The 22,209-nt window shown below is 56.3% G+C and carries 29 protein-coding genes; 28 read left to right on the top strand and 1 reads right to left on the bottom strand.

Annotated elements, in window-relative coordinates:
- Positions 1-55 precede the first annotated feature (55 nt).
- The 26 genes from BM321_RS20025 (at position 56) to BM321_RS19900 (ending at position 19,654) form a co-directional block, all read left to right on the top strand.
- A complete protein-coding gene (locus tag BM321_RS20025; RefSeq protein WP_092444221.1) occupies positions 56-886 on the top strand; it encodes a GPO family capsid scaffolding protein in 831 nt (276 codons plus the stop codon).
- 19 nt (positions 887-905) lie between these two features.
- Complete coding sequence (locus tag BM321_RS20020; protein ID WP_092444219.1) at positions 906-1,913, top strand: phage major capsid protein, P2 family; 1,008 nt, start codon at positions 906-908, stop codon at positions 1,911-1,913.
- Between the two features lie 10 nt (positions 1,914-1,923).
- Complete coding sequence (locus BM321_RS20015) at positions 1,924-2,622, top strand: phage terminase small subunit (RefSeq protein ID WP_092444217.1); 699 nt, start codon at positions 1,924-1,926, stop codon at positions 2,620-2,622.
- 104 nt (positions 2,623-2,726) lie between these two features.
- Positions 2,727-3,188 carry a head completion/stabilization protein gene (locus BM321_RS20010; RefSeq protein ID WP_092444215.1) on the top strand — a complete coding sequence of 154 codons (462 nt, stop codon included), beginning with the start codon at positions 2,727-2,729 and terminating at the stop codon, positions 3,186-3,188.
- A complete protein-coding gene (locus BM321_RS20005) occupies positions 3,188-3,400 on the top strand; it encodes a tail protein X (RefSeq protein WP_092444213.1) in 213 nt (70 codons plus the stop codon). Before BM321_RS20010 ends, BM321_RS20005 begins: the two co-directional genes overlap by 1 nt.
- A gap of 24 nt (positions 3,401-3,424) precedes the next feature.
- The gene (locus BM321_RS20000) at positions 3,425-3,901 is read left to right on the top strand and encodes a phage tail protein (RefSeq protein ID WP_092444211.1); all 477 of its coding nucleotides are present in this window, start codon (positions 3,425-3,427) and stop codon (positions 3,899-3,901) included.
- Positions 3,898-4,356: a phage virion morphogenesis protein gene (locus BM321_RS19995; RefSeq protein ID WP_092444209.1), complete on the top strand. Its 459-nt coding sequence runs from the start codon at positions 3,898-3,900 to the stop codon at positions 4,354-4,356. The genes BM321_RS20000 and BM321_RS19995 overlap by 4 nt, the downstream gene beginning before the upstream one ends.
- A 162-nt stretch (positions 4,357-4,518) precedes the next feature.
- Positions 4,519-6,207, top strand: a complete 1,689-nt coding sequence (locus BM321_RS19990) for a serine/threonine protein kinase (RefSeq protein ID WP_092444207.1) — start codon at positions 4,519-4,521, stop codon at positions 6,205-6,207.
- Positions 6,208-6,275: 68 nt separating this feature from the next.
- Complete coding sequence (locus tag BM321_RS19985) at positions 6,276-6,848, top strand: phage baseplate assembly protein V (protein ID WP_092444205.1); 573 nt, start codon at positions 6,276-6,278, stop codon at positions 6,846-6,848.
- Entirely contained in the window at positions 6,845-7,189 is a 345-nt protein-coding gene (locus BM321_RS19980; protein ID WP_092444203.1) for a GPW/gp25 family protein, read from the top strand. Before BM321_RS19985 ends, BM321_RS19980 begins: the two co-directional genes overlap by 4 nt.
- Positions 7,186-8,097 (top strand): baseplate J/gp47 family protein, encoded by a 912-nt coding sequence (locus BM321_RS19975; protein ID WP_092444201.1) that lies wholly within the window; start codon positions 7,186-7,188, stop codon positions 8,095-8,097. The genes BM321_RS19980 and BM321_RS19975 overlap by 4 nt, the downstream gene beginning before the upstream one ends.
- Positions 8,097-8,723, top strand: a complete 627-nt coding sequence (locus tag BM321_RS19970) for a phage tail protein I (RefSeq protein ID WP_371856641.1) — start codon at positions 8,097-8,099, stop codon at positions 8,721-8,723. Before BM321_RS19975 ends, BM321_RS19970 begins: the two co-directional genes overlap by 1 nt.
- Complete coding sequence (locus BM321_RS31035) at positions 8,713-9,930, top strand: phage tail protein (protein ID WP_092444197.1); 1,218 nt, start codon at positions 8,713-8,715, stop codon at positions 9,928-9,930. The genes BM321_RS19970 and BM321_RS31035 overlap by 11 nt, the downstream gene beginning before the upstream one ends.
- Before the next feature lie 2 nt (positions 9,931-9,932).
- Complete coding sequence (locus BM321_RS19960; protein ID WP_092444195.1) at positions 9,933-10,361, top strand: tail fiber assembly protein; 429 nt, start codon at positions 9,933-9,935, stop codon at positions 10,359-10,361.
- 401 nt (positions 10,362-10,762) lie between these two features.
- Positions 10,763-11,122 (top strand): DUF6124 family protein, encoded by a 360-nt coding sequence (locus tag BM321_RS19955; RefSeq protein ID WP_060741294.1) that lies wholly within the window; start codon positions 10,763-10,765, stop codon positions 11,120-11,122.
- A gap of 129 nt (positions 11,123-11,251) precedes the next feature.
- The gene (locus tag BM321_RS19950; protein ID WP_092444193.1) at positions 11,252-12,421 is read left to right on the top strand and encodes a phage tail sheath protein; all 1,170 of its coding nucleotides are present in this window, start codon (positions 11,252-11,254) and stop codon (positions 12,419-12,421) included.
- 23 nt (positions 12,422-12,444) lie between these two features.
- A complete protein-coding gene (locus BM321_RS19945) occupies positions 12,445-12,960 on the top strand; it encodes a phage major tail tube protein (RefSeq protein WP_092444191.1) in 516 nt (171 codons plus the stop codon).
- Positions 12,961-12,986: 26 nt separating this feature from the next.
- Positions 12,987-13,316, top strand: coding sequence for a phage tail assembly protein (locus BM321_RS19940; protein ID WP_092444188.1), 330 nt, complete (start codon positions 12,987-12,989; stop codon positions 13,314-13,316).
- A gap of 8 nt (positions 13,317-13,324) precedes the next feature.
- Positions 13,325-13,444 carry a GpE family phage tail protein gene (locus BM321_RS19935; protein WP_092444186.1) on the top strand — a complete coding sequence of 40 codons (120 nt, stop codon included), beginning with the start codon at positions 13,325-13,327 and terminating at the stop codon, positions 13,442-13,444.
- Positions 13,434-15,977, top strand: coding sequence for a phage tail tape measure protein (locus BM321_RS19930; RefSeq protein ID WP_092444184.1), 2,544 nt, complete (start codon positions 13,434-13,436; stop codon positions 15,975-15,977). Before BM321_RS19935 ends, BM321_RS19930 begins: the two co-directional genes overlap by 11 nt.
- 6 nt (positions 15,978-15,983) lie before the next feature.
- Positions 15,984-16,424 (top strand): phage tail protein, encoded by a 441-nt coding sequence (locus tag BM321_RS19925; protein ID WP_092444182.1) that lies wholly within the window; start codon positions 15,984-15,986, stop codon positions 16,422-16,424.
- Positions 16,421-17,671 carry a phage late control D family protein gene (locus tag BM321_RS19920; protein WP_092444180.1) on the top strand — a complete coding sequence of 417 codons (1,251 nt, stop codon included), beginning with the start codon at positions 16,421-16,423 and terminating at the stop codon, positions 17,669-17,671. Before BM321_RS19925 ends, BM321_RS19920 begins: the two co-directional genes overlap by 4 nt.
- Positions 17,672-17,697: 26 nt before the next feature.
- On the top strand, positions 17,698-17,916 hold the full coding sequence (locus tag BM321_RS19915; RefSeq protein ID WP_310650581.1) for a Com family DNA-binding transcriptional regulator: 219 nt from the start codon (positions 17,698-17,700) through the stop codon (positions 17,914-17,916).
- Positions 17,877-18,734 carry a DNA cytosine methyltransferase gene (locus BM321_RS19910; protein WP_092444178.1) on the top strand — a complete coding sequence of 286 codons (858 nt, stop codon included), beginning with the start codon at positions 17,877-17,879 and terminating at the stop codon, positions 18,732-18,734. The genes BM321_RS19915 and BM321_RS19910 overlap by 40 nt, the downstream gene beginning before the upstream one ends.
- A gap of 147 nt (positions 18,735-18,881) precedes the next feature.
- On the top strand, positions 18,882-19,175 hold the full coding sequence (locus BM321_RS19905; RefSeq protein WP_092444176.1) for a type II toxin-antitoxin system TacA family antitoxin: 294 nt from the start codon (positions 18,882-18,884) through the stop codon (positions 19,173-19,175).
- The gene (locus BM321_RS19900) at positions 19,166-19,654 is read left to right on the top strand and encodes a hypothetical protein (RefSeq protein ID WP_092444174.1); all 489 of its coding nucleotides are present in this window, start codon (positions 19,166-19,168) and stop codon (positions 19,652-19,654) included. Before BM321_RS19905 ends, BM321_RS19900 begins: the two co-directional genes overlap by 10 nt.
- Positions 19,655-19,862: 208 nt before the next feature.
- Here the strand turns inward: BM321_RS19900 and BM321_RS19895 are convergent, their stop codons facing one another.
- Positions 19,863-20,270 (bottom strand): hypothetical protein, encoded by a 408-nt coding sequence (locus BM321_RS19895; RefSeq protein WP_092444172.1) that lies wholly within the window; start codon positions 20,268-20,270, stop codon positions 19,863-19,865.
- 346 nt (positions 20,271-20,616) lie between these two features.
- Between BM321_RS19895 and BM321_RS19890 the strand changes: the two genes are divergently transcribed.
- Together BM321_RS19890 and BM321_RS19885 are read left to right on the top strand one after the other, a co-directional pair.
- Positions 20,617-21,438 carry a DUF7946 domain-containing protein gene (locus tag BM321_RS19890; protein ID WP_139230517.1) on the top strand — a complete coding sequence of 274 codons (822 nt, stop codon included), beginning with the start codon at positions 20,617-20,619 and terminating at the stop codon, positions 21,436-21,438.
- 48 nt (positions 21,439-21,486) lie between these two features.
- Positions 21,487-22,209, top strand: coding sequence for a hypothetical protein (locus tag BM321_RS19885; RefSeq protein WP_092444168.1), 723 nt, complete (start codon positions 21,487-21,489; stop codon positions 22,207-22,209).

Below are 22,209 nucleotides of genomic sequence, written 5' to 3'. Positions count from 1 at the left end.
CGCTCGCGCCCATGCCGACCATGCCCCTCATTGCAACGCACTGAGAATCCCCGGCATGAAGAAGTACCGCAGCAACTGGTTCCGTGTCGCTATCGAAGGCGCCACCTCGGACAAGCGCACCATCAAACGCAGTTGGCTGGAACAGGCCGCCAAGAACTTCAACCCGTCCACCTACGGTGCCCGTATCTGGCTGGAGCATTTCCGTAGCTTGCTACCTGACAGCCCCTTCAAGGCCTACGGCGACGTACTGGCGGTTAAAGCCGAAGAGGTGGACGTCAACGGTCAAAAGAAATTGGCGCTGTTCGCGAAGGTAGAACCTACCAACGACCTGATTGCCATGAACAAGGCCAAGCAGAAGATCTACACCTCCGTCGAGATCGACGAGAGCTTTGCCGACACGGGCGAGGCCTACATCGTCGGCCTCGCCGTGACCGACTCACCCGCCAGCCTGGGCACCGACGTCCTGGCGTTCTCAGCGCAGAAACCCGAATCCAGCCCCTTCCAGGATCGTCACTATTCGGAAACTTCTATGTTCACCGAAGCGGTCGAAACCGAGCTGAAATTTGAAGAATTCGAAGAGAAGCCGAGCATCGGCGCCCAGCTCTTCACTAAGGTGCAAACCCTCTTGACCGGTAAACAGGCCAAAGATGACAGGGAGTTCATCCAGATCGGTGAAGCGGTCGAAGCCATCGCCGAACACGTCAAGGATTTGCCCGACCAACTGGCCGCCGAGAAGCAATTCTCCAAGGGGCTACAAACCCGACTCGATCAAGTCAGCACCGAACTGACCGAGCTGAAAAACCAGCTCTCCACCACCCAGGATCCCAACCAGAAAATGCGCCCCCAGGTATCCGGCGGCGGTAACCAGGTCATGACCGACTGCTGACTCATCAAGGACGATCAACATGCGTAACGACACCCGAGTACTGTTCAACGCCTACCTGCAGCAACTGGCGCAACTGCATGGAGTGGCTGACGTCACCACCAAATTCACCGCAGACCCCAGCGTTGCGCAAACACTGGAAACCCGCATCCAGGAGTCCAGCGCCTTTCTCAGCGCCATCAACATTTACGGCGTATCGGAACAGTCAGGGGAGAAGATCGGGATCAGCATCGACGGCACCATTGCCAGCACCACCGACACCACTGTCAAAGACCGTGAACCACGCGATCCGAGCGGCCTGGACGACCGCGGGTACAACTGCACCCAAACCAACTTCGACACCGGTATTCGCTACCAGAAGCTGGACCAGTGGGCCAAGTTCAAAGACTTCCAAGCGCGCATTCGCGACGCCATCATCAAGGCCCAGGCCCTCAACCGAATCATGATCGGTTGGAACGGCATCAGCCGCGCCGCGACATCCGATCCAACCATCAACAAACTTCTGCAAGACGTGAACATCGGCTGGCTGCAAAAGATGCGCGAGGAAAACCCTGCCCGGGTCATGACCGAAGTGAAAGATGGCAGCGGTAAAATCGAAATCGGTGCCAACAAGGACTTCGCAAACATCGACGCCTTGGTCGTCAGCATGGTCAACGAGTTCATCGAACCCTGGTATCAGGAAGATACCGAGCTGGTGGTGATTTGTGGTCGCCAACTGCTGGCCGACAAATACTTCCCCATCATCAACACCGTGCAGGCACCGACTGAAGTGTTGGCCGCCGACATCGTCACCAGTCAAAAGCGCCTCGGCAACCTGCCGGCCGTGCGCGTGCCGCACTTCCCGGCCAGCGGCCTGATGGTCACCCGCCTCGACAATCTATCGCTGTACTGGCAGGAAGGCACCCGCCGCCGCACCGTCGTCGACAACGCCAAGCGCGACCGCATCGAAAACTTCGAGTCGGTCAACGAAAGCTACGTCATCGAAGACCTGGGCTGCGCCGCCCTGGCCGAAAACATAACCCTGAGCTGAGGCGGCCATCATGACCAACCCCTGCCGTCACCACTTTGAACGTGTAACGGCTGCCGTCGAAGCGGCGGCTACAGACCCCACCCAGACTATGGCCGGCGCCACGGCCTACGAGCACCAGCTCAACCAACTGCTGCAAGACCGCCTGCGCCTGAAACAGGTCCAGTCCAACCAGGGCAAGGCCGAACTCAAACGCCAGCTACTGCCAAGCTACGAATCCTACGTGCAAGGTGTGCTGGAAGGTGGCAAAGGCGCCCAGGACGAAGTGATGACCACCGTCATGGTCTGGCGCTTCGATGCCAGCGACTTCACCGGTGGCCTCGACATTGCGACCTACGTGCTGAAGCACAGAATGGTCATGCCCGACCGCTTCGCCCGCACCTTGGGTTGCCTGGTCGCTGAAGAGGTCGCCACAGCGGCCTTCAAGGCTCAGAAAATCGGCGAACCGTTCGACCTGGCCATCCTGCATCGCACCGCCGAACTCACCGACGCCGAAGACATGCCCGACCAGGCCCGCGCCAAGCTGTTTCTCGCCATGGGCCGCGCCACGCTGGAAGGCATCACCGAAGAGGCCCCAGGCCAACCCGGCCAGCTCCAGGCCGGATTGGATCTGCTGAAAAAAGCCATCGCCCTGCATGACGCCTGCGGTGGCAAGAAAGATTTGGAGCGGGCCGAACGCCTGCTCAACAAACGTGCCGGCCCTGCCGGCTAACCGAGCGTCCCCACGCACCCCGCCGGCTCGGGGCAGATCGGCCAGACAGCTCCTCCTGAACGTGAAGCCCTGACCACCGGCGACCTATCTTTGAGTGCTGTTCCATGAGCGGATTCATAGCCGGCGGCACCGTCGCCAGCGGCCATATCAACACCGATGCCTTCTGGCCCGCGATCGACTTGGATCAGTTGCGTGCCACGCTGCGGATCGAAGCAAGCGTCACCGCGCCGCGCCTGGAAACCGCCGCGGTTGTAGCCGCCATCAGCGTCAACCGCGAGCTAAGCGAATGGCGAGCCACCCAACAAGCTGCCGGCTATACGAAACTTGTCGACATGCCCGGCGAGCGAATCAACGACATATTGGTGCTGGTACACCTCTACCGCCGCGCCATCGAGGCTGCTACAGGCGCTGAAGTTTGCGAACGCTACCGCTCCTATGACTCTACAAATAGCGGCCACCAGAACGCAGAAGAACTTACGCCAAACATCGACGACTACCGCCGCGACTTGCGTTGGGCAGTGCGTGACTTTCTCGGCGTCAATCGCACCACCGTAGAGTTGATCTAATGAGCATCACCGTCCGCACCCACCAAAACGACACCGTCGATGCCCTTTGCTGGCGTTACTACGGCCGCACAGCTGGCGTGACCGAGGCGGTACTCCAAGCTAACCCCGGCCTGGCCGACTACGGGCCGATGCTGCCCCAAGGCCTTGCCGTGCAAATGCCCGAAGCCCAGACGGCCGCACCACTGCGGCAGATGGTGAATCTATGGGACTAATGCCCTCTACAAGACCTAGACCTCATGAACAAACCTGAAAGCCTGCGCACTCACCTGCTCGCCACCATTGGCGAACTCAAGCACAACCCCGACCGACTGCTGATTTTCATCGACAACGGCAAGGTCCGCTGCACCGCGGCTGCCAGCCTGTCCTTCGAGTACAGCTTTGACCTACAGGTGATCCTCACCGACTTCGCCGGCCATCCCGACAGTGTGATGTTGCCGGTGCTGTGCTGGTTGAAAGTGAATCAAGCGGATCTGCTTGAAAACTTGAATAAGTCCGCCGAAGGCATCCAGTTCGAAGCCGACATTCTGGACAACAGCAAGGTGGACCTCAGCCTGACCTTGCCTCTGACCGAGCGAGTGATTGTGGGGAAGGACGCCGACGGCAAGACCGCTATCCGCCACCTCGGTGAACCTCAGCCCACTGCCGCGTTTCTCGACCCTGTGTGGATACCCGGTGCTCAGAGTTCCGGCAATGAATGGGTTGTATCAAAGTGAGCGCTAATCTGGAAACGCTGGAAGATTGGGCCGCAGGTCTGCTGGGTCAGCTCGAGCCAGCAGCACGCAACAAACTTGCCCGCAGCATCGGCCAGATGCTACGACGCAGCCAACAGCAGCGAATCATCGCCCAGCGAAACCCAGACGAAAGCAAGTATGCGCCCCGTAAGCAACGCAACCTACGTGGAAAACAAGGACGAGTAAGACGGAAGGTGCTGATGTTTCAGAAGCTGCGCACGACAAGCTTCCTGAAATCACAGAGCGACAGCAATGTTATCAGTGTTGGGTTTATGGGACACATAGCTTGGATTGCCAAGGTGCATCAATATGGGCTGAAGGACCGAGCGGAACACGACGCGCCGGTCATAAAATATGAAACACGGGGGTTGCTAGGGTTTACTCGAACGGAGCTGGATCTGATCCGTGATAGCTTGCTAGTACATTTCAATTCTTGAAGTTGTCGCGTACTACCTTAGATAGCGCGCCAGCTTGCCCGACCGACCGACCGTAGCTAAGCTAGTACTCTTCAAGGCCAGGTGCGCAAAAGACTACAGCCATTCGTTTAAACATGGCAAACTCCGCTTATCAAAATAAGCAATCTCGACTGAGCATTTAAAATGAACGTATGGACAGATCATAAAACTTGGAAGACGGAGTGGGAACTAGTTGAGAAAATTGACTCTGGCGGTCAAGGCTCCGTGAGTAAGGTACGAAGAAAAAGCTCAGAAGAAATAGCTTGTTTAAAAGTACTCAACAAACCAAAGGACATGGAAAGAAGAGCGCGATTCTCTCGTGAGGCGACGGCATATGATACATGCTTGCACCCTCTTACGCCGCGTCTTTTACAAAGTAACGCACACGAGCATAAAAACTTAGAATACACACTATATATAATTACAGAGTTCATCCCTGGGCCAACCATGACGGACTGGATAGAGAGCACAGGCCCGAAAACACTAGAAGAATCCGCAATAATTTTGTCAAATCTAATTGATACGGCAGAACATTTCCATACGCAAGGCTGGGTGCATCGAGACATAAAACCTGACAATATCATTCTACGCAACTCCAAAATCTCCGAGCCTTTCATACTTGACTTCGGACTAGCCTACAAAGATGAAACCTTACAAAACTTTGAAACTGAGCATGGACAAGAACTCGGCAACCGTTTTCTTCGACTCCCTGAACTATCTGTAGGAAGTCCAACAAAACAAGACACACGAACCGATCTAGCTTTTCTAGGAGGAATTTTCTTTTATTTATTGACAGCGCAACATCCAGCTACATTACTCAACACGGACTTTCAAATGCCGCATCAACGCCCCGGAGTGGCTGAGATACTTAAAAAAACTGCCGGGAATGCAGCCATGAGACTACTAACTTTTTTCGATCATACTTTTGCTCAGATGATTAGTGATCGCTTCGCATCTGCGGGCGACATGCGAAACTCACTAAGTCGCCTAATGGAGAAAAGAGCGGACCTCAATACCCCTGACGATGACTGGGAAGCCATAGAGGAAATACTCGGGAGGCAGGCTAATAAGGACAAACTGCGAGATAAAAGGCTTTACGACCAGGCTATTAGCCAAATCCGCAACATTCACACAAGCCTACTCGAAAAGTTAACCCCTCATTATAAAATCTGGTATACAGGCCATGTCAACTTCGAACATGGAATGCGCTTACAATTAGGCTTCTGCGATATCACCACCCAAGAAAAAAGATTTGCCCCAGTTTTTTTAGTTAAAGTCGTTGGCGAAGAACTAGTAATATACGTAAACAATGAATCCTTCTACCGCACCAGCGTAACATCACCTGCATACTCCAATGAGTTCCTAGATAGAATCCGCACCTTATTTATACGAGGCGTTCGATCTCTAGCTGAAGGCACCGCTCTGCCTGGGGTAGCACAAGAACTATTTAAGCACCAACCACACAATTCTCTATCTAGCGCAACAAGTGCTGCGAAAACCGAAAAAAAACTCATATTCATCGTTATATACGACAACAAAAACATCACTCTCAGCAACTTAGATTACGCACTCGGAGCATATCTGAGACTGGAGGAAACAAAAGATTTAATAGCCGAGCACTTCATCTCCGCACTTCTCCCAATATCTCAAGACGATGCAAAAGGCCTTATTGAACAAGATAATCGTCTTGAAGATGCTTGGCTCAAAATTCTTTCCCCTTCAGGCACTATACTTGCTAATGAAAAAGTATACGCCAATGCAAACGAGGGCCTTAAACAAATAAAAAATATAATCGCCAATCAAAAAAACCAAACACATAACTCGACGAGCTAGTTTGTAAGGCACCGGCTTACACCTCATCAAAGCTGCGACCTCGTAAACTTGGCGCCACCATTGGCGCCATGAACGATCTAGCCACCCTCACCCGCCTAATCGAAAACCTCATCCGCTACGGCACCATAGCCGCCGTCCAGATGAAGCCCCCACGCGTGCGAGTAAAAACTGGAAGCCTCACCACTACCTGGCTACCTTGGATCGCCCTACGAGCCGGCGCCGACCGCGAGTGGAACCCTCCGACAGAAAACGAACAGATCCTGCTCTTCAGCCCCTCCGGTCAACTCGCCAACGGCGTCGTCCTAACCGGCCTATTCAGCGACCACCTCCCAGCCAACGGCGACCGCGAAGGCCTGCACCGTTACACCTACCGCGACGGCACGGTGATTGAGTACGACAGCATCGCCCACCACCTCAACGCCACCCTCACCGATGGCGGCAGCACCACTCTGATCAGCCCCGGCGGCATCAACCTGATCGGCGACATCACGCACAAGGGCAATTACACCCAAACCGGCAACCAGAAAGTCACCGGAAAGATCACAGTCTCGAAGGACGTGATTGCAGCCGGCATCAGCCTGGTAAACCACCCGCACAGCGGCGTCACGCCTGGCAGTGGCATGACGGGGAAGCCCGTATGAACCGATACACCGGCGCGCCCCTCACCGCTGAAGAAAACATCGCTCAATCAATAAGCGACATCCTCAGCACCCGCCTCGGCACCCGTGTGATGCGCCGCGAATACGGCAGCCTCCTACCCGACCTGGTGGACCATCCATTCAACGACACCACCCGCTTGCAGGTATACGCCGCCACGGTTATCGCACTGATGCGCTGGGAGCCGCGCATCAGCCTCAGCCGCGTGCAGTTTCTAGGCACCACGTTGCAAGGCCAGGCGTCACTGGACATCGAAGGCAGTATTGTCGATAGCAATCAGCCGCTGAGTTTGAGCGTGCCCCTGCACTTAGGGGGTAGCGCATGAGTTCGTTTGTTGCCATCGACCTGAGCCAGCTTCCGGCGCCGCAGGTGGTCGAACAGGTCGATTACGAGCAGATCCTCGCCGAGCGCAAGGCCTATGCCATCAGCCTATGGCCCGTCGAAGAGCGCGCCGAGATTGCTGCGCGCCTCAACCTGGAATCGGAGCCGTTGACCAAACTGCTCCAGGAGAATGCCTACCGCGAAATGGTCTGGCGTCAACGGGTCAATGAAGCCTCTACGGCAAATATGCTCGCCCTCGCCAGAGGCACCGACCTGGACAACCTGGCCGCCAACTACAACGTCAGGCGCTTGGTCATTCAGGCCGCCAAGCCGTCTGCCATACCACCGATTCCGTTGCAGATGGAGAGTGACGACAGCCTGCGGGAACGGGCGCAGATGGCGTGGGAAGGATTAAGCACCGCGGGCCCGCGCAACAGCTACATCTTTCATGCCCGGTCGGCTCACGGGCAGGTCGCTGATGCCACTGCCGAGAGCCCATTGCCGGCTGAGGCGGTGGTGACGGTGCAATCGATACTTGGCGATGGCAGCGCCCCACCTGCCCTGCTCGCCGCCGTCAAAACCTACCTTAGTGACGACGACCGACGCCCTGTAGGCGACCGATTGACCGTGCAAAGCGCCAAGATCATCCAGTACCAGGTCAAGGCCAGACTGTTCCCATCATCCTTCGGACCTGAAAACGAGCTGAGTATGACGGCAGCAAACGCGAAGCTATTCAGCTTCGTGCACCAGCGACGTCGCTTGGGCCTGGAAGTGTCTGAATCGGTCATTCACGCCTCGCTGCATGTCGAGGGCGTGCGCAAAGTCGTGCTGCAGGATTGGGTCGATATCGTCGCAACGCCCTACGAGGCGCCGTATTGCACGAGCATTGAGCTGGCATGGGGTGTTGAATGATGGCCGACACGCCGCTGCTCCCGAGCAATTCGACATCGCTGGAGAGGCAAGCAGCGCAGGCACTGGCCCAGATCCAGCGCGTCCCTAATCCACTGCGCGCCCTGTACAACCCCGACCTGTGCCCATTGCCGCTACTGCCCTATCTGGCCTGGGCCTTCTCAGTCGACCGCTGGGACAGTCAGTGGAGCGAAGCGGCCAAACGTGCCGCCATCCGTAGCGCGTACTACATCCACTCGCGCAAAGGCACCCTCGGCTCGCTGCGCCGTGTCGTCGAGCCGTTGGGGTATTTGATCGACATCGTCGAGTGGTGGCAGACCGAACCGGAAGGCCCTCGGGCAACCTTCACGCTGAAAATAGGCGTGCTCGAAAGCGGTATCACCGAAGCAATGTACCAAGAGCTGGTATGGCTCATCGATGACGCCAAGCCTCTGACCCGGCACCTGATCGGCCTCGACATCATTCTGCAAACCCAACTGGACGCCTTCGTCGGCGTCGCCCTTTACGACGGCGATGAGATTGACGTGTATCCCTGGAGCAATCCCGACATCAACGTGGACATCCAGGCCTACAGCAACTTGAGCATTTACACCCTCGATGAATTGGACGTGTATCCCAATGGTGAATGAGAAAACGCTTTTCGGCGGTATGTTGACCGAGCTTGGCGCGGCCAAGAAAACCAATTGCGAAGCCCTTGGAATTCCTTGGGAGCCAAAGTACATGCTGATCGGTGATGCCAATGGCACCGACCCGGTGCCGAGCCCGACGCAAACACAATTGATCAACCAGGTCTATCGCGCCCAACTTAATCAACTGCGTGTTTCCCCAACGGACCCAAACATTTTGATCGCTGAGGTGGTGCTGCCGCCTGATGTCGGCGGCTGGTGGGTGCGCGAGTTGGCGCTTGAAGACAAAGACGGCGTGTTTTGCGCCGTTGGAAATGCAGCGCCCAGCTATAAACCTCTGCTGACACAAGGCACCGGTCGTAACCAGGTGGTGCGGATGCACATCATCACCACTGGGACCGCGAATATTCAGTTGAAGATCGATCCCTCGGTAGTGCTTGCGACTCGCGAGTATGTGGATAACAAGATCCAAGAAGAGCTACACAAGCTCGATCATAAGCAGTCAGCTCGCCTAGCCACCACGACCAATATCAAGCTGACGGGCCTTCAAAAAGTTGATGGTGTGACAGTGATTGCAGGCGACCGCGTGTTGGTAAAAGACCAAAAGTCGGCCAAGGAAAACGGCCTCTACATAGCCTCTACAGGGGCTTGGCGACGAGCCCCGGATGCCGACAGCGGCGCCAAGGTCACCTCGTCACTCGTTGTGTCCATCGAGCAAGGCACTGTCCAAGCCAACACGATCTGGCAGTTGATTACAGACGACGTCATTGAGTTGAACACCACACCACTGACATTTCGGCAAGTGACGCAAAACGATGCGCCCAGACGATTGGCTACCCAGTCAGAAGTAGATGCCGGGAAGCTTGATACCGTTGCGGTATCGCCGAAAACGATGCGATGGGGTTTTGACGCAGCATTTCATAGAAACGGCTACATCATTTTCCCTTCTTGGCTCGGCAGACTCATCATTCAATGGACCAACGGCGTCATCACAGAGGGAGTACCTAACCTTCCTGTAACCTTGCCAATAGCCTTTCCTGAAACATTCTATGGGGCCTCAGTAATAACTTCCTCGAAGGTTGGGGTCATCGTTAATCACCACAATAACTCTCTCAAGGGTTTGGACTTACAGGCACGCTCCATTAGCAGCTCGGGCGTTGCTGCACCGGATGTGAAGGTTGGGTTTGAATTAATCTGCATCGGAAGATGAACATGCGCAAATACAGTAAAAGTACTGGAACCAGCTACATCGTCGGCCTTCACTCAGACATCCCATCGGACGCAGTGGAGATCTCAGACGAATGCTATGAGCGGGTGATCGGTAATCCCACCCCAGGCAAAGTGCGTAGCCATGACGCCACAGGTTTGCCGATTCTCATCGATCCACCTCCGTTGACGCAGGAGCATTTGGCAGTCATTGAGCGTCTTTGGCGAGACTCTCAATTCAACAGCCTGCGCTGGCTGCGCGAACGCCACCGTGACGAGGTGGATTCTGCCAGGCCAACAACCCTCACCGACGAGCAATCAACAGAGCTGCTGAACTACGTCCAGGCCTTGCGAGACTGGCCCGTAGCACCCGGTTTTCCCAGCTCGGAACATCGCCCTTCGCCACCGACATGGGTGGCTGCGCAGAGCCAATAAACATCAATCTGTTTTATGTTCACACGATGATAGGTATCGAGCCCTACAGCTACATACTCGGAAACACCACATCCCCGTCCCAAGGCTACGTTACCTTGCGCCTTTGCCTACAACTAAGACAGAATCCGCCCGCTTGTGTGCCCTGGTCCGTACCGGTAGCTTGGTTTCCGTCACTGCTCATCAGTGATCGGGTTTAGCGACCCGAATCGGTACGGTTGCATCAGCGCTCCTGATCTCATTGCAGATATTCCAATCTGCGATTGTTGAAATGGTGGCTGTGCGCGGGAGACCTTTGGGTCTGCCGGGCTCCTGTGCCCCCGGTTCGCTAACCTGCGTACAGCCGCCACCCTAACTTGCTTAGCGACAAGTCATGGTGGCCCAATCAGGTCAGGAGATTCACCATGTTCAAGGTCACACCCAATCCCCCGGAATCAGATCCCACCTCTTCCTACTCAAGCCTCGATCCGGAAAAATTCCACGAAGCCACTGAGCGGGCGCTTAATTATTATTTGAAGCCGGAACAGGCCAAACCCAAGAAAGAACCAGCAGCGGATCAGCTCTTCACTGTCGTCGAAAGCATCGATACTGAAAGCCTACTCGCCAACCTCAGCGAAAACCTGGCGTCAGCCAATGCCATGATCAGCGATCTGGCATTCGATCTTGAAGGTTCTCGCCGACATGTTGCGATGGGTATCCAGCAAGTCATCGAGGTGAGTGAACTGCTGGCCAATCGTGCGCTGGATATCGTCGATCCGCGTTAGCAATGGGGTCGTGACCGAAAGGGCTAGCCGAGGCTTGTAGTCCCCCTGCCTACAAGGCCATTGGCTCGCCCAATCGGTGCAAGCGCGGCAGCCTGTGCAGTGTCATTTCAAACACTGCACAGGCACCCCATGACCGATTATCTCCATGGCGTGCGGGTCATCGAACTCAACGACGGCACCCGCCCCATTCGCTCCATCCCCACCGCGGTCATCGGCATGGTCTGCACGGCCGACGACGCCGATGCAGGCGTCTTCCCCTTCGACACGCCGGTCCTGCTAACCAACGTTCAAACCGCCATCGGCAAAGCCGGTACCACGGGCACCCTGGCGTCTAGCCTACAGGCCATCGCCGACCAGACCAGGCCCTACACCATTGTCGTGCGCGTGAAGGAAGGCGCCACCGAGGAAGAGACCACCAGCGCCCTGATCGGCACCACCACCGCCGAAGGCAAATACACCGGCCTGAAAGCCCTGCTCACCACCAAGGCCCGCGTCGGCATGGTGCCGCGCATCCTGGGTGTGCCAGGCCTGGACAGCCTGCCGGTGGCCACCGCCCTGGTGTCTATCGCTCAGCAGGTACGCGGCTTCGCCTACGTCAGCGCCTGGGGCTGCAAAACCAAGGAAGAGGTGGTCGCTTACCGGGCCAATTTCGGCGCCCGTGAAGCGATGGTCATCTGGCCCGAATTCCAGAATTGGAACACCGTCAACAACGCCACGGTGACCGCCTCGGCCGTGGCCCGCGCTTTGGGTTTGCGTGCCAAGATCGATCAGGAAGTGGGTTGGCACAAGACCCTGTCCAACGTTGCCGTCAACGGCGTGACCGGCATCAGCGCCGACGTGTTCTGGGATCTGCAAAACCCGGCCACCGACGCCAACTACCTCAACAGCCATGAAGTCACCACGCTCATCAACGAGGGCGGCTTTCGCTTTTGGGGCAGCCGCACCACCAGCAATGACCCTCTGTTCGCCTTCGAGAACTACACCCGCACGGCACAGATCCTCGCCGACACCATGGCCGAGGCGCACATGTGGGCGGTTGATAAGCCGCTGCATGCGTCCCTGGTGCGCGACCTCATCGAAGAGGTCAATGCCAAGTTCCGCGAGCTGATCGGCACGGGCTATTTGATCGGTGGCAAGTGCTGGTTTCCAGACGACGCCAACGGCAAGAACACCCTCAAGGCCGGCCAGCTGTTCCTCGATTATGACTACACCCCTGTCCCACCGCTGGAAGACCTCACGCTGCGCCAGCGCATCACCGACCGCTATCTGATGGACTTCGCCAACAAGATCAATAGCTGAACCGCGCAACGGAGAGCCCTGCCATGGCCATGCCCCGCAAACTCAAGAACCTCAATCTGTTCAACGACGCCAACAGCTACTTGGGCGTGGTCAAGACCGTCACCCTGCCCCCGCTCGGCCGCAAGATGGAAGGCTATCGCGGCGGCGGTATGAACGGCCCGGTCAAGTCTGATCTCGGCTTCTCGGACGACGGTATTCAGTTCGAATGGAAGACCGGCGGCCTGGATCTGATCGCCCTCAAACAATTCGGTGCCGTCAACGCTTCGGGCATTGCCTTGCGCTTCAGCGGCGCTTTTCAGCAGGACGACACCGAGGCCGTCAGCGCCGTGGAGATCGTGATGCGCGGCCGCCATGAGTCGATTGAGATGGGTGAAGCGCAACCCGGTGAAGACACCGAACACAGCATCACCACCACCTGCAGCTATTACAAGTTGATCGTCGACAACGAAGAGATCATCGAAATCGACCTGCTCAATTTCATAGAAATCGTGGACGGCGTCGACCTGTTGGAAAAACAGCGCCGAGCCCTCGGCATCTGACCTGCCCCTAAACCTTGGAGACTTGCATGAAGACTGAAGAAACGCTCACAGCCTTGCCGCCAGAGGATGACAACAGCGTCACCCTGGATACACCGATCATCCGGGGAAAGACCCTGATCGACAGCATCACCTTGCGTAAACCACAGGCCGGTGAGCTGCGCGGTGTGCACCTGGTCGAGTTGTTGAACATGGACGTGGCGACCTTGATCAAGATCCTGCCGCGTATCAGCAACCCAAGCATCACCGCGCCGGAAGCCGCTGGCATGGACCCCGCCGACCTGCTCGTCTGTGGCAGCAAGATCTCTGGTTTTTTGTTGCAGAAGTCGGTGAAGGCGGATGCCTCCCTCGCTGCGTAGAAGATGCCATGGCCGACTTGGCCGTGGTTTTCCACTGGGCACCGACGGACATGGACCCGTTGGGCCTGCAAGAACTGATGGCGTGGCGCGAGCGCGCCCGGGCGCGGAGTATCACCGATGGGCAATGACTTAAAACTGCGCGTGCTGCTGGGCGCTATCGACAAAGCCAGCGGCCCCTTGAAGGTGATCGACAAACGCAGCACCGCCACCGCTCGCGCATTGAAAGAAACCCGTGACCGCCTCAAGGCGCTCAATGCCCAACAGCAAGACATCAGCGCCTGGCGTGCTCAGCGTTCGGCGTCACTGCGCACCGAAGAGGCGCTTAACGCGGCACGGGAAAAGGTCCGCGCCCTCAACCAACAGTTCGCAGCGACCGGAGCGCCGACGCGAGCCATGACTAAGCACTTTCAGGCCGCCGTCAGGGCCGCCCAGGCGCTTAAGCAACAACATCGCAAGCAAGGTGAACAGCTCCAGGCGCTGCGTGCTCGACTGGCCGGCGCGGGTATCAGCACCCGACACCTGGCCCGCGACGAACGCCAGCTACGCCAACAGATCGGAGCCACCAATGCCAGCCTAAGCACACAATACAAACGACTGGCCGCATTGAATGAACAACAACGGCGCCTGAGCACTGCGCGGGCTTCATTGGATGCTTCACGACGCAGCGCCGGCGAGCTGACCGCCAAAGGTGCTGTCGCAACTGCCGGTGGCGGTTCGGTGTTGTACGCAGGGGCACGGATGTTATCGCCGGGCGTGGACTTCGACGCCAGCATGAGCCAGGTGCAGGCGATTGCTCGTCTGGATGAGCATGCCGATGCGCTCAAGGCTTTGCGCACTCAAGCTCGCGAGCTGGGCGGCGCCACCCAATTCACCGCAGGACAGGCTGCCGATGCCCAAGGCTACCTAGGGATGGCAGGCTTCGAACCCAACGCCATCCGGGCCGCGATGCCTGGCATGCTCAACCTAGCGGCGGCAGGTGGTACTGAGTTGGCTCAGACCGCTGACATCGCGTCGAACATCCTGTCGGGGCTGGGCCTGACAGCCGATGAAATGGATCGCCTCGGCGATGTGCTGGTGGGAACGTTCACCCGCTCCAATACCACTCTGCAAATGCTGGGCGACACCATGAAGTACGCCGCGCCCATGGCGAAAACGTATGGCGTTGAATTGGAAGTGGCCGCCGCGATGGCCGGCAAACTCGGCGATGCAGGCCTACAGGGCAGCATGGGCGGCACCGCACTCAGCTCGATCATGAACCGCTTGGCCGCCCCACCCAAAGGCGCGGAAAAAGCCTTGCAGCAACTGAGCATCACCACAGCCGATGCTGCCGGAAACCTGCGCCCCCTGCCCGACCTTTTGAAGGAGATTTACAGCAAAACCCATCGCCTGGGCACCGCCGAGAAAGGTGGGCTGTTCAAAGCGATTGCCGGGGAAGAAGCGGTCAAGGGCATGGCCCAACTGGTCGAACAGGCAGGCACTGGACAGCTGCAGGTGCTCATCGCCAACCTGCGCCAAAGCCAGGGCGAAGCGGCGCGCACGGCGAAGGTTATGGCAGATAACCTCAAGGGTGATCTGACCAGCCTCAGCAGCGCCTGGCAGGACCTAGGTATTGAATTGCAGGATCAGCAGAACGAACCGCTTAGAGAGCTGGTTCAGTCCATCACCGCGCTTGTCAGGAGCATCAAATCCTGGGCTCGGGAGAATCCCAAACTCGCGGCTGGGCTCGTTAAAACCGTTGCGATTATCGCCGCGCTGGCCGTCGCTGTCGGCGGGCTGCTACTGGCGTTAGCGAGCGTTCTGTTACCGTTCGCAGCGCTGCGTTTCGTCCTGGTTCAGTTGGGTTTTCGTCTGCCGGGTTTGATTGGCTTGCTGTCGACTTTGGGCCGTACCGTGCTGCCATTCGTGGCGAGGGCGTTGCTCATTGTCGGGCGTGCCTTGATGCTTAATCCAATTGGGCTGGCAATCACCGCCATCGCCGGCGCGGCGTATCTGCTGTATGAACACTGGGACGCGGTGACGGGGTATTTAGCCAGCGCTTGGCGCGAAATCCAGACCGGTTTCGACAATGGGCTGGGCGGCATTTTGAAAGTGCTTGCGGATTTCAGCCCGGTCGGCTTGATCTACCAAGCGTTCGCCGCTGTCATGAAGTACCTGGGCACCGACTTGCCCAACCGCTTTACCGCCTTCGGCGGGTTGATGGTCGACGGCCTGGTCAACGGACTGACCGCGGGCATGAGCCGCCTGAAAGAGGTGGTTGACCGCCTCGGCACCCGAACCATCGACGCCTTCAAAGAAACCCTGGGCATCCATAGTCCCTCACGGGTATTTGCCGAGTTGGGCGGGTTCACGGTGGAGGGGCTTGTCCAAGGCTTAACGTTGCACGCCGATGGGCCCCTAGGCGCTATAACCTCCCTGGGCGAACAGCTCATCGCTGCCGGAGGACGGTTGTCGTCGATTGATTCACTGACGGTCGATACTCGCGCTCCGATCAGCCCACGACCTTCCCAACACATTGATAGCCACGACACCTATGCCATTCACATCCACACCACCCCAGGCATGGACGCCAACGCAATCGCCCGCACTGTACGTGCCGAAATAGCACGGCATCAAAACGAGAAGGCCGCTCGACGCCGCAGCCGCCTTTCGGACCTGGAGTAGCCGACCATGATGCTTGCCTTGGGCATGTTCGTCTTCAGCCTCTCCACTGCCGCCTACCAGGAACTGCAACGCCAAACCGAATGGCGCCACGTGAGCAACCCACGCATCGGCGCCGCCCCGGCGAGGCAATTTGTCGGGCGCGGTGAGGACATTATCACCCTGCCTGGCATCATCCTGCCGGAACTGGCCGGCAGTGCCTTGAGCCTCGACGCCCTGCGCCTGATGGCGAATACCGGGAAGGCCTGGCCGATGGTCGAGGGCAGCGGACGGATCTATGGGTTGTGGATTATCGACAGCCTGAGCGAAACCAAAACGCTGTTCTTTCGCGACGGCACACCACGTCGGATTGAGTTCAGCCTCAGCCTCAAGCGCATCGATGACGACCGCATCGACCTGCTCGGCGCGGCGACCAGTGTCGGCGTGAGCATCATGAGGGCGTTGCTGTGATCGATACTGCTCTCGCCCATGTCACCGGATATCTGAATCGCCAAGATACCGCCCATCCAGTGCCGGCGTTCCGCATCACGGTCGATGGCAAGGACATCGCCCAGTTGATCAGTCCGAGGCTAATGCACCTGGAACTGATCGACAATCGCGGCATCGAGGCCGACCAGTTGAGCATCACCCTCAGCGACCACGACGGACTGTTAACCATCCCGCCTAAAGGCGCGGTCATCCGGCTGTGGCTGGGTTGGAGTGACACCGGCCTGGTGGACAAAGGCAGCTACACCGTCGATGAAACCGAGCACAGCGGCGCACCGGACGTACTTAATATTCGCGCTCGCTCGGCGGATCTTCGCAAGGGTTTGAAAACCAAACGCGAGCGCAGCTGGAGCAACACGACACTTGGCGAGGTCCTGGGCGACATCGCTTTGGGCAACGGCCTCACCGTCACTGTTGCCGGTGCCTTGGCCGAGTTGCCCATCCTGCAGCTGGACCAGGCGAGCGAATCGGATGCCAACCTAATCAGCCGCCTTGGGGAAGAGTTCGACGCCGTGGTCACCGTCAAAGCCGGACACCTGTTGTGCCTGCCGGCCGGCGGTGGCAAGACCGCCAGCGGCGCAGATTTGCCCCACATCACTCTCAACCGGGCCGATGGCGACCAACACCGTTATCTACAAGCTGACCGTGACAGTTACGACGGGGTACGTGCGTATTTCTATGAGGTAAACAGCGCGAAGAAACAGGAAGCCATTGCCGGTGGTGGCGACATTCTTAAAGACCTTCGCCACACCTACAGCGACCGCCAGTCTGCCTTGCGCGCCGCTCGCTCTGAATTCAACCGGTTGCAGCGCGGTAGCGCGACCCTCAGCTACACCTTGGCCCGGGGACGTCCTGACCTGATTCCAGAACTGACCTACACGCTCCAGGGCGTGAAGCCAGAGATAGACGCCATCATTTGGTACGGCGGCAACGTGCTGCATAGCCTGAGTGCGGACAATGGCTACACCGTCAGTTTGGAGTTGGAGAGCAAGCTGCCCGAGGACACCGTTGAGGCTCTGGTTGAAGAGACCAGAGGTGACTTCACCGGCGTCATTGCCTACTACCGCGATAGGAAGTCTGGGAAGGAAAAGGCCGTGACGGTTGGAAACCAGAGCCAGCCCAAGCGGCTGCACTGGTTGTACGCCACGGAGCAATCGGCGAAGCGGGCTATTGATCGGGAGTGGAAGCGAATGAAGACAGAACGGCAATAACCCATATTGCGAAGACGTTAAGGACAATGCTCAAGGACGACCTCATGCAAGACATACGTTGCGGCCACTGCTGCCGCAAACTCGCCGCTGCCAGCGGCTTCCAGGAATTACAGATCAAGTGCCCGCGTTGCCGGACACTCAACCACCTGAAGGCCCAGAGCCTCCCCCAAGCGTGCCGCGAGCATCCAGAACAACGAGTTCATGAATGCAGCAACCCACCCTTGGCAGCCTGTTCGCAGGCATAGGAGGCTTTGATGTCGGATTTGAAAACGCGGGATACCGCAGCGCCTGGCAAGTTGAACTCAACCCCATCAACCGGGCTGTGCTTGCCGATCGATTTCCCCATGCACGCCAGTTCGAAGACGTGCGCCAGTGCGGCGCCCATAACCTCTCCCCTGTCGACGTCCTCACCGCTGGCTTTCCCTGCCAGGACATCAGCATCGCCGGATGTCGGGAGAGCAACCAAGACACCCGAGGCCTGCGCGGCGAACGCAGCGGCCTGTTCTGGGAAGTCATACGTATCCTCAAAGAGATACAACCTGGCTGGGTGGTCCTTGAGAACGTCGTTAACCTGCTCGCTGTCAACGATAGCCATGACTTTGAGACAGTCATCCGGGCCCTTGCGGACTGCGGGTATGTGGGATTTTGGCGAGTGCTTAATGCTCAATATTTCGGAGTCCCCCAGCAACGTCGTCGAATATTCCTGGTCGCAGGTTATCGACGCATGCCCCCCTTCGAGTTCCTGGCTGACGCCGCGCCAGTGGACGCAATACCTCCAGCGTCTCGCTCGATCCGCTGGCCACGCCCCGCGGATGCCTGGGCTGCCAATACTCTATTGGCAAACAAGGCCGGATCCCAAATCGCTTTGGGCTGTACCACTTTCGTCGCTCACGCGAACGGATGGGATCAGATGGCTGAGCGGCAGCGAGCGGCTGAAGATGATGGGTTTTGCCTCGGACTGGATGCGGCCAACCTTGCGGAGGCTTTCAGTGCCGGAAATGCCGTTGTTACGCAGGTGGCGGAGTGGGTTGGACGGGGGTTGTTAGGGAGACAGAGCGTATAGCCAATCGATACACACGTGTAGACAATAGCTATACAACGGTGTAGCATTCATTTGGAGCCGAATCACGGCTTCAATTTGAATGTTAGATCTTTCGAACGAGAGATCATATTAAGCGCAGTACTGAGACGTATCCAAGGCGGAAATCACATGTCCGTAAATATTGAAAGTGTTGAAAGGTCAAAACCCGTTCCCATCAACATGAGAGCGGACGAAAAAAAACGGAACCTGATCGATCTGGCAGCTGCTATGTCCGGTCGTGATCGAACCAGCTTTATCCTGGAAGCTGCTTGTCAGAAAGCAGAGGAAGTCATTCTGGATAAGCGTCTGTTCCTTCTCGACGACGTTGCATTTGACGCATTTGAACAGGCAATGGAAGCCAACCCGATTCGAGGTAACGAGTGCCTACATCAACTTCTCGAAAGGCCCAAACGGTGGAGCTGAGAGCTCCCGAAAAGCTGAACGACGAACACATCCTGGATGAATTCGATTCTGGCGTGGCGTCGATCAACGATTACCTTCAAAGGCAAGCCCGCAAAGCTCAGGCGGCAAAACAGGCCGTGGTCTATGTGGTCTGCCGCAAGGATACGCCTGTCGTGATGGGGTACTACACCCTATCCAGCGGATCGATCGCCCGGGAAAACGTTGTCCCAAAGAGCCATCAACGCAATTCGCCAAGCGTGCATCCCGTAACACTGTTGGGTCGGATGGGGATTACGTTAGCGGCTCAAGGCCAAGGCTTTGCGATTGACCTGCTGCAGGATGCGATCGAGCGGGCGATCACGGCGTCCGCCACCATTGGTTCTACCGCCATGATCGTGCATCCGCTTAATGAGCGGCTATCAGACTTCTATGCCAAATATGCTGGGTTTATACCGTGCCCTGGGCTTTCGCCTATCACGTTAATGCTGCCGCTCCGGTAATACGTTGCTCCCACACTGATGAACTTCATGGATACCTAAGACTAGGGTGTGGTCATTGCGACCACAGCCCCCTTTGCAGGCTCTACCTGAAACTTCTTAACTCTTTGCACAGCTTAACCGGCGGCCGCCTCATGGCAGCCAGGACGAGTGCTGCTGGTGCTTTGATACTGGGTCGTCACTCCGACGATTGGGGCATTTACTCTAGCCTCTAAGCCATAAATGCCAGCACGGGAATAATTTCCTGTACACGGCCCGTCAGCACGAGGAAGCGCCGCCAACCCCCATAGGACGGCGCCTTGCTGCCATCTTTGAAAGCCCTCACCCGACGATCCGATGACAGCCCCAACAGCGTCGCCAACTTGGCATCGGTGTTATAGGCCAAAAAAAGTGCCTGAAAATGCCGGAAATATGCGCCGATCAGATCCCGGTACGGTGGCTCCCACCCCTCCTGCTCGGTCAGCAGATGGGTACTCGAGTACTGGCTTTCGTGCACCTCGGTTTGCCCTAGCAGTCTCGGTGCCTTCAGGTTGGCTTGGAGCTGCGCCACGCCCCCCTTCGTTGCCGCCTCGAACACGAAAGCCTGCTGTCCGGTAATGCTCGGTAGATCAATGTTCATAAAACCAATTCTTTAAGCGCCTGTGAAGCGCCAGGGCCCTTGCGGCTCCCTTGCTTACCGTGGCGACAGCTCGATACGTCGAACGTCTGAAACACGGGTATTGACCAAACTCAACGTACCGGTGGCTACCCTACTGAGACCTACATAACGGTGTTAAAACACGGTGATTCCGCTATTTCCGTCCAGTAACCGTCCAAAAATCCTTCGTCAATAAGAAACCAGAGATTCCTCGAAATACTCAAAAAAACGCTTATGTAGGCTGGGCTTTTCGTTTTTTGCAGCTAGAGTAGGAATGGCGAAAGGCCACTGCTTTCGCACCGCCAAAACTCAGGGATGCGAGGTACATGTGAAAGAACTCAATTTTAAAATTTCGTACAGTGGCGCGAGCGCCGATCAAGGACTGCTCGATATTTATGACGCCAGCGTTTCAACCCTCGGACTAGCACGTGCCCTCTCTGTGACTACCCATGCCTTTTTAAATGAAGGACAAATTCGAAAAAGAGCGGAACGGGTAAAAGGCGCCAAAGTTTTTTTACACCCTCCAAAGAACGGGAGCTTTGAAGAGCTGGTTACGATTGTCTTCACTGACCCGGTGGTACAGTTCATTGGTGCCAGTGTGATTGTCCCAGCTTTTTGGGACTTCCTAAAATGGACATGGGCTGAAGCTATAGGTGGAGAATACGAACCAGAGACACCGTTTGTGAAACGTCTAGAGGACCGTGTCGAACCACTCATAGGGGAGATAGGAGTTGCTTTGGAATCCCCAATGGCCTCTTTACACCGCCCGATTCAGAATGCTGTTGACATGGAAATATCGATCTCACGCCCTAGAGTTGGAGAAATTATCAGATTAGACCACACTACTATGGCCTACGTTTCTATACGTGATGAGGGTGAGGCTGAAGAAGGAATTGTGGGCAACGTTACCAAATACAATATATTAAGCGGTTACGGCCGGATATTCGTAGACGACCTAAATAGAACTATTCCATTCGACCTAGATGATGATGTCAGCCCTGTGGAAAAAGAATTTCTTACTAAATCCAGCCATGACCGAAATAGAGGGCTGGATGGAAAAATCTCATTAAATGCCTCTAGAATTCTGACAGGGAGAGGAGAGCTGAAACGCTTCAAAGTCTATGGAGTCGAATGGATAGGTAACGTATAGTTATATCGCGCTGGTCAACGACGGCCAGCGCTCTTTCTTGGAGCTTTCATGAACAAGCTAAACGCCCCTCCGGCGCCGGGCAACCTCCTAGAAGGGCTGAGCAAATTTGGTAGTTCCATTGTCGGTCTTTCTGCATTCGCCTATATAGCTGGCTTCGTTAAGCTGATTGCCATGTATGATGCCATCAATGCTACTTGGGTCATTGACTTTTTGGTGACGCAAGACATTATACGTGCTGGACTGGAACCAATGGCAATGGTCGGCGTGGCCGCAGCAGCCAGCGCTTATATCTTCTCCTCTAGAACGATGGTAGCCATCAAACTAATTACATTCATACTAATAATCACAAGCTTAGTTTATTTTAAATTCATCCCTCAAGATGGCTGGAATGAACACTGGTACAACAGCTATAGATTTTCGAAATTTCTTTCATACATCCTCTATCTGGCTTCCGGGATTTTAATAGCGCACGCCGCCTTCGAAATCACAATAAACAAAAAAATCAGCAAAGCAGCTCTTGTCGGTTTTTTAATCGGAGCCACGTGCGCCTTATATATCACACCAACCTACCTAGGAAAACTTTGGGCGACCTCAATATCAAAAACCGAAATAAGATTCCCCAAAGCGATAGGAGAGCAATACAAAAATGAACCTTGCTACTTACTAGGAAATGTTAATTCCAAGTATGTAATCGGGTGCATAAAGGAGTTGAAAGTTGGAAAAATTCAATTGATTGAGATTTCAAAGGACGTTGCATTTATTCGAGAATGA

Origin of the sequence: Pseudomonas sp. NFIX10 (assembly GCF_900111955.1) — a bacterium.
Taxonomy (GTDB): Bacteria; Pseudomonadota; Gammaproteobacteria; order Pseudomonadales; family Pseudomonadaceae; genus Aquipseudomonas; species Aquipseudomonas fluorescens_AA.
The sequence above is the reverse complement of the archived record's forward strand: the minus strand, read 5'-3'. Positions and strand labels throughout refer to the sequence as shown.

Bases quoted from the DNA above. Each gene is read 5' to 3' on its own strand.
- BM321_RS20025 (WP_092444221.1), top strand. From the start codon at position 56: ATGAAGAAGTACCGCAGCAACTGGTTCCGTGTCGCTATCGAAGGCGCC.
- BM321_RS20020 (WP_092444219.1), top strand. From the start codon at position 906: ATGCGTAACGACACCCGAGTACTGTTCAACGCCTACCTGCAGCAACTG.
- BM321_RS20015 (WP_092444217.1), top strand. From the start codon at position 1,924: ATGACCAACCCCTGCCGTCACCACTTTGAACGTGTAACGGCTGCCGTC.
- BM321_RS20010 (WP_092444215.1), top strand. From the start codon at position 2,727: ATGAGCGGATTCATAGCCGGCGGCACCGTCGCCAGCGGCCATATCAAC.
- BM321_RS20005 (WP_092444213.1), top strand. From the start codon at position 3,188: ATGAGCATCACCGTCCGCACCCACCAAAACGACACCGTCGATGCCCTT.
- BM321_RS20000 (WP_092444211.1), top strand. From the start codon at position 3,425: ATGAACAAACCTGAAAGCCTGCGCACTCACCTGCTCGCCACCATTGGC.
- BM321_RS19990 (WP_092444207.1), top strand. From the start codon at position 4,519: ATGAACGTATGGACAGATCATAAAACTTGGAAGACGGAGTGGGAACTA.
- BM321_RS19985 (WP_092444205.1), top strand. From the start codon at position 6,276: ATGAACGATCTAGCCACCCTCACCCGCCTAATCGAAAACCTCATCCGC.
- BM321_RS19980 (WP_092444203.1), top strand. From the start codon at position 6,845: ATGAACCGATACACCGGCGCGCCCCTCACCGCTGAAGAAAACATCGCT.
- BM321_RS19975 (WP_092444201.1), top strand. From the start codon at position 7,186: ATGAGTTCGTTTGTTGCCATCGACCTGAGCCAGCTTCCGGCGCCGCAG.
- BM321_RS19970 (WP_371856641.1), top strand. From the start codon at position 8,097: ATGGCCGACACGCCGCTGCTCCCGAGCAATTCGACATCGCTGGAGAGG.
- BM321_RS31035 (WP_092444197.1), top strand. From the start codon at position 8,713: ATGGTGAATGAGAAAACGCTTTTCGGCGGTATGTTGACCGAGCTTGGC.
- BM321_RS19960 (WP_092444195.1), top strand. From the start codon at position 9,933: ATGCGCAAATACAGTAAAAGTACTGGAACCAGCTACATCGTCGGCCTT.
- BM321_RS19955 (WP_060741294.1), top strand. From the start codon at position 10,763: ATGTTCAAGGTCACACCCAATCCCCCGGAATCAGATCCCACCTCTTCC.
- BM321_RS19950 (WP_092444193.1), top strand. From the start codon at position 11,252: ATGACCGATTATCTCCATGGCGTGCGGGTCATCGAACTCAACGACGGC.
- BM321_RS19945 (WP_092444191.1), top strand. From the start codon at position 12,445: ATGGCCATGCCCCGCAAACTCAAGAACCTCAATCTGTTCAACGACGCC.
- BM321_RS19940 (WP_092444188.1), top strand. From the start codon at position 12,987: ATGAAGACTGAAGAAACGCTCACAGCCTTGCCGCCAGAGGATGACAAC.
- BM321_RS19935 (WP_092444186.1), top strand. From the start codon at position 13,325: ATGGCCGACTTGGCCGTGGTTTTCCACTGGGCACCGACGGACATGGAC.
- BM321_RS19930 (WP_092444184.1), top strand. From the start codon at position 13,434: ATGGGCAATGACTTAAAACTGCGCGTGCTGCTGGGCGCTATCGACAAA.
- BM321_RS19925 (WP_092444182.1), top strand. From the start codon at position 15,984: ATGATGCTTGCCTTGGGCATGTTCGTCTTCAGCCTCTCCACTGCCGCC.
- BM321_RS19915 (WP_310650581.1), top strand. From the start codon at position 17,698: ATGCTCAAGGACGACCTCATGCAAGACATACGTTGCGGCCACTGCTGC.
- BM321_RS19910 (WP_092444178.1), top strand. From the start codon at position 17,877: ATGCAGCAACCCACCCTTGGCAGCCTGTTCGCAGGCATAGGAGGCTTT.
- BM321_RS19905 (WP_092444176.1), top strand. From the start codon at position 18,882: ATGTCCGTAAATATTGAAAGTGTTGAAAGGTCAAAACCCGTTCCCATC.
- BM321_RS19895 (WP_092444172.1), bottom strand. From the start codon at position 20,270: ATGAACATTGATCTACCGAGCATTACCGGACAGCAGGCTTTCGTGTTC.
- BM321_RS19885 (WP_092444168.1), top strand. From the start codon at position 21,487: ATGAACAAGCTAAACGCCCCTCCGGCGCCGGGCAACCTCCTAGAAGGG.